The sequence below is a fragment of the Pontibacterium sp. genome (assembly GCF_041587635.1).
Classification (GTDB): Bacteria; Pseudomonadota; Gammaproteobacteria; order Pseudomonadales; family Balneatricaceae; genus Pontibacterium.
The window spans coordinates 1-5,187 of record NZ_JBFGYC010000281.1 but is presented as its reverse complement, the minus strand read 5'-3'; the positions used below and the strand labels follow the sequence as shown (position 1 = coordinate 5,187).

General features: G+C 48.8%; 5 protein-coding genes. All 5 read left to right on the top strand.

The window, feature by feature from the left end; translation table 11 throughout:
• Window positions 1–209: 209 nt before the first annotated feature.
• Window positions 210–1,133: a GGDEF domain-containing protein gene (locus tag ABYW01_RS13460; RefSeq protein ID WP_372833518.1), complete on the top strand. Its 924-nt coding sequence runs from the start codon at window positions 210–212 to the stop codon at window positions 1,131–1,133.
• A 195-nt stretch (window positions 1,134–1,328) separates the two neighbouring features.
• Window positions 1,329–2,255, top strand: a complete 927-nt coding sequence (locus tag ABYW01_RS13455) for a 1-aminocyclopropane-1-carboxylate deaminase/D-cysteine desulfhydrase (protein WP_372833517.1) — start codon at window positions 1,329–1,331, stop codon at window positions 2,253–2,255.
• Window positions 2,256–2,298: 43 nt separating this feature from the next.
• Window positions 2,299–3,180 carry an NAD(+) kinase gene (locus tag ABYW01_RS13450; RefSeq protein WP_193955040.1) on the top strand — a complete coding sequence of 294 codons (882 nt, stop codon included), beginning with the start codon at window positions 2,299–2,301 and terminating at the stop codon, window positions 3,178–3,180.
• 1 nt (window position 3,181) lies between these two features.
• Entirely contained in the window at window positions 3,182–4,150 is a 969-nt protein-coding gene (locus ABYW01_RS13445; protein WP_372833514.1) for a metallophosphoesterase, read from the top strand.
• Between the two features lie 33 nt (window positions 4,151–4,183).
• Window positions 4,184–5,044 carry a rhomboid family intramembrane serine protease gene (locus tag ABYW01_RS13440; protein WP_372833511.1) on the top strand — a complete coding sequence of 287 codons (861 nt, stop codon included), beginning with the start codon at window positions 4,184–4,186 and terminating at the stop codon, window positions 5,042–5,044.
• Window positions 5,045–5,187: the final 143 nt, after the last annotated feature.

The window sequence follows — 5,187 nt, the reverse complement described above, 5'->3', positions numbered from 1 at the left end:
CCTGTCTACGCCCACCACTAATTTCCTTCTCTTGTTCATCATTAAATTTCCCTCGTAGAAACATCCATATAGCAACCATTCTTCGGTTGTGGTTTTGATTTATTCACAGTAGTCTCGATATTCCTGTACTTGTTGGTATGTCACATTCTGGAGTGGCGGCTCTTATCGACAAGGCTTGTGACGTGGCGTGCTCTTTGGTGTTTTAGATCATGAAAAAGATTGATAGTCGTACTCTCGTTAATTTATGCCCTGACCCCATCATTGGTGTAGATGCCAAAGGTTTAATTAATCTGTTTAATGCAGCGGCACAAATACTGTTGGGGTATAGCAGCGAAGATGTCGTTGGGCGTCTGCATATCTCAGAGATCTACACCAGTCTTGATCACGCTAAAGAGATCAAACGGCTGATCCAGAGTGATGACTTTGGTGAGCGTGGTTTCGTAGAGGGATATGAAACAGTTTTGAAAAGCGCGCTCGGTCAGGAAATCCCTATTCGCCTGTCGGCATCATTGCTCGAAGAGCGTGACGGTGGTGGAAGTGTTGGATTCTTCCATGATCTGAGCGAACGGAAACGCCTGGAAGAGAAGCTGAAGAAGCAGTCGATCACCGATGAGCTAACCGGTTTATACAATCAACGCCATTTCTATGGTGTGTTATCGGTAGAGATGGATCGGGCAGAACGCTATCAGTCTCCGTTAAGCCTAATTTGTGTGGATTTAGATAATCTCAAGCAAGTAAATGATCAGCTCGGGCATCTCGAAGGCGATCGTATTTTAAGAGATGTTAGTCGTGCACTTCGGGAGTGCAGTCGTAGTGTGGATGCATGTTTTCGTTATGGCGGAGACGAGTTTATGATTTTGGCGCCACAAACAGACTGTATTGAATCAGCGCAGCTGGCTGAGCGGATTCGTATGCGTTTTAACGAAATCTGTCGTTACAGCATAGATCTGGGTAATACTGTTGTGATTAACGGATCATTGAGCCTGGGTGTGACTGATACACTGGCACTCGAAGATGTAGATCATTTTATCCAGCGTGCGGATCTGGCGATGTATGAGGCAAAGAATGCAGGCGGTAATCGGACGATGATGATTAAGCGGCAGGTCGCAGATAAAGTCGAGGCAGAGGTGTAACGCGAAGGTTACATCTCTGTAGCATCATCGAAAAAATCATCATCGTCATAGTCTTCGTTCAGTAGTTCCAATAGCTCTTCAGTGTAGTCTTCCATTATTTTTTCCTTTCGTGTTTGGTTTTGCATAACAGTATGAGTTTAAGGTTACAGCTGTGTGACGTTGAACTGCATATGCCGTTGTTTTGGGCTTCTTTCCATGTCTTATATTGATCCTACCCAGTCAATGCGTCTTGAGCAGCTGGATCTTCCGGTCTGTGTCGAACAGGGCGTCTCTCTTTATCTGCTCCGGATGGATCTAATCCACCCGCAGGTCAGTGGTAATAAGTGGTTTAAGTTGCGCCACAACTTGTTGGACGCTAAAGCGTCAGGCTGTGATCGCGTAATCAGCTTTGGTGGTGCGTATTCCAACCATTTGCATGCTCTGGCTTGGGCGGGCTGTGAAATGGGTATTCAGACGGTGGGGATCGTTCGCGGAGAGCCAGAATACGCGGACAATCCAACCTTGCGCGACGCGCAGCGCTGGGGAATGGCGCTGAAGTTTGTCAGTCGTAGTGAATACCGTCTACGGGAGGATATGCTCTACCACAAAGCACTATGTTCAACCTATCCCGGTTCGAGCATAGTCCCCGAGGGTGGTAGTAACGCGCTGGCGGTAAAAGGTTTTGCTGATCTGTTTGATCATGACTGTTGGCGTGTGCTGCCTGAGCCTGATCTGTTGGTGTCTGCATGTGGTACCGGAGGTACCTTAGCCGGACTCGTTGCTGCTAAGCCTGCGGTAACTGAAGTTTTGGGGATCCCCGTGCTCAAAGGGGGTGGGTTTCTGAAGCATGATATTCAGTCTCTGCTGGCAGAGGTTGGGGTTGGTTCCGTCTCAAACTGGCAGTTGGATCTCGACGGCCATGAGGGGGGATATGCCAAACTCAGTACTGAGCTCATCGATTTTATACGTCAATTTGAAATACAGACAAAAATTGAGCTAGATCCTGTTTACACCGGTAAGATGATGTTTCGCTTACATAAACTGATCGCTCAAGGTAAATTCAGCCGCGGAACTAAAATCGTTGCAATTCATACGGGTGGATTGCAGGGGCGACGAGGTTTTCTTGAGCGTGGTCTTTTATAATAGCGTCTGTGGGCATCTATAACGGGACAACATTGGAGAACAAATGGATTACTTTCGTAATGTCGGTCTGATCGGGCGTCTGGGTAGCAAGCAGGTGATCGATACCATGAAGCACCTGATTCGCTTTCTGGGCGACCGCGGAATTACCTGTGTTCTGGATCAAAAAATTGCTGAGGTGATGCCAGGTCACGGTCAGCAGGTGAGCAAACAGAAGATGATGGGGGAGATATGTGACCTCGTGATCGTTGTGGGTGGCGATGGCAGCTTATTGGGTGCTGCGCGCTCATTGGCGTTGTCTCACATTCCTGTTCTGGGTGTAAATCGCGGTAATCTGGGCTTTCTGACTGATATTGCTCCGCAGGAGATCGAAGAGAAGGTCGGAGAAGTATTGGAAGGTAAATATACCGTCGAAAGCCGCTTTTTGATCGATGTTACTGTGAAACGCGATGGTGTTCCTGTGGGAGAAGCGACAGCGCTGAACGACTGTGTGCTGCACCCCGGTAAGGCTGCGCGTATGATCCAGTTCGAGCTTTATATCGAAGGGCAGTTTGTCTATACCCAACGTTCTGATGGCATTATTGTTTCTACGCCAACAGGTTCGACGGCTTACGCGCTCTCGGGTGGCGGTCCTATTATGCATCCGAAGCTGGACGCGTTGGTGTTGGTGCCGATGTTCCCTCATACCTTGTCCAGTCGTCCGATTGTGGTTGATGGGAACAGTGAGCTGAAGATGGTGATTGGTGAGCAGAACGAAACCTATCCGACAATCTCTTGTGATGGTCAGAATCATATTAACTGTGCACCGGGCGATACAATTACCATTCATAAGAAGCCTCATAAACTCAAGCTTATCCACCCGCTGAACTACGATTTTTATAGCACCTGCCGTGAAAAACTCGGGTGGGGTACGAAGCTGGGAGACTGATGTGACGGAGCAGTGGCGAGGATATGATCTGATTGGTGATGTGCATGGATGTGCATTGAGCCTGCAGATGTTGTTGGAAAAACTTGGCTACAGCAAGCAAGGAGGCGTATATCGTCATCCTGAGAGGAAAGTGATTTTTCTTGGGGATATTGTGGATCGTGGTCCACGCATTCGTGAATCACTGCACATTGTGCGTGATATGGTCGATGCTGGCAGTGCCCACATCGTGATGGGAAACCACGAGTATAACTATCTCTGTTATCTGACACCGGGACGGCCGGACTCGGGAATGCCGTATCTGCGTGAACATACCGCGCGCCATCGGCGTATTCTCAATGAGACATTGGAGCAGTTTGCGAACTACTCGCAGGAGCAAACAGAGTTCTTGCAGTGGATGCGAGAAATGCCTTTGTTTATGGAGTTTGATTCCTTCAGGGTGGTCCATGCGTGTTGGCACCAGCCGCTGATCGATCGTTTTCTTGAGCAGTACCCAGATCAGGTTTTGACGGATGATTTCATGCATCGTTCTGCCCAGCAGGGCAGCATGGAATGGACGTTGATGGATCGTTTACTGCGAGGCACCCATCTTCGCATGCCGAATGATGAGGTGATGATCAGCAAGGATGGATTTAAACGGAGTTTCTTCCGCACTAAATTCTGGGCACAAAGTCCGTATTATTATGCAGATGTGGTGTTTCAACCGGATCCACTGCCGACCCATGTTGCCCGAATGGTACTCAATGAGCAGGATCATGACGATCTGATGCACTATAGTCTGGATGAGAAACCATTATTTATCGGTCACTACTGGCGTGATGGCGAACCTGCTCCCATTACCAGCAATATCGCATGCTTGGATTACAGTGCGGTGAAGTTTGGTAAATTGGTTGCCTACCGATACGATGGCGAAGCAGAATTATGCAAAGATAAATTTATCTGGGTTGATGTACGCAAGGAAATCTTCGAATAGGGGACCTGCCATCAGTCCCTTGAAGAGGTCGCCATGATAAAAGTGCTAGAGGTCCCGTTGTCTGAGGACCTCTCTGAGTTCGCCGAATTTCTTTGGATGAACGAAATCCCCCATCGTATTCTTGAGCATGATCAGCAACAGCAGCTGTGGGTCGCTCCCAGTATTGATCCTGAAAAAATTGCTGCGCTGTTCCAGATGTGGCAAGAGGGCGCTGACCTGCGCACGATCAAAGTCAGTCATGCTCGACCTACAAGCGGTCTTTCAGCGGTGGGTTTGCCGCAGATATGGCTGACGGTCTCCCTTATTTTGTCCAGTTTGGGCATTACGTTCCTGATCGGTATGGGGGAGAACTTCGAATATTTCCGCCTGTTTACCATGACTGATATTGTCGAAAGGAATGGTGAGGTATTCACCACCAGTCTGACGCATACGTTAACCAGCGGTGAGTTATGGCGGCTGTTCACGCCTGTCTTTCTCCACTTCAGCCTTTTGCATATCATCTTTAATTTGCTTTGGGTTTGGATTGTTGGCAGTAAAATTGAGTACTTTCAGGGGCGTTGGGCGCTTGCGGGGCTGGTTTTGTTCTCTGGTATTTCGTCAAACCTCGCGCAGTTCTATATCAGCGGGCCGCTGTTTGGTGGTATGTCAGGCGTTGTATTTGCCCTGCTGGGATATGCTTGGCTCTGGGATAGGCGTAATCCTGCGAAGGCCGTCGGCCTGCCTCCCGCATTATTCGGCTTTATGATCGTGTGGTTGGTTCTAGGATACAGCGGCTTGCTCGAGGGCATGGGGCTTGGCGCAATTGCCAATACGGCTCACTTAGCAGGTTTGATTGCGGGGCTTATGTTTGTGCCCATCGGCGAATGGGTGGCACGCGCTAGACGGGTATCCTGACTTGAGCTCAGTTAAGTGACAACGATTGGGATATGGTAAACTGCGCCCATTGGCAACAGGAGTATCATGAGATGACCTATGAAGAACTGATTGCAGCGATGACACCTGAGATGCATGTATCGCTGAAACAGGCAGTAGAGTTG

Coding starts and splice junctions, on each gene's coding strand:
- ABYW01_RS13460 (WP_372833518.1), top strand. CDS start 210: ATGAAAAAGATTGATAGTCGTACTCTCGTTAATTTATGCCCTGACCCC.
- ABYW01_RS13455 (WP_372833517.1), top strand. CDS start 1,329: ATGTCTTATATTGATCCTACCCAGTCAATGCGTCTTGAGCAGCTGGAT.
- ABYW01_RS13450 (WP_193955040.1), top strand. CDS start 2,299: ATGGATTACTTTCGTAATGTCGGTCTGATCGGGCGTCTGGGTAGCAAG.
- ABYW01_RS13440 (WP_372833511.1), top strand. CDS start 4,184: ATGATAAAAGTGCTAGAGGTCCCGTTGTCTGAGGACCTCTCTGAGTTC.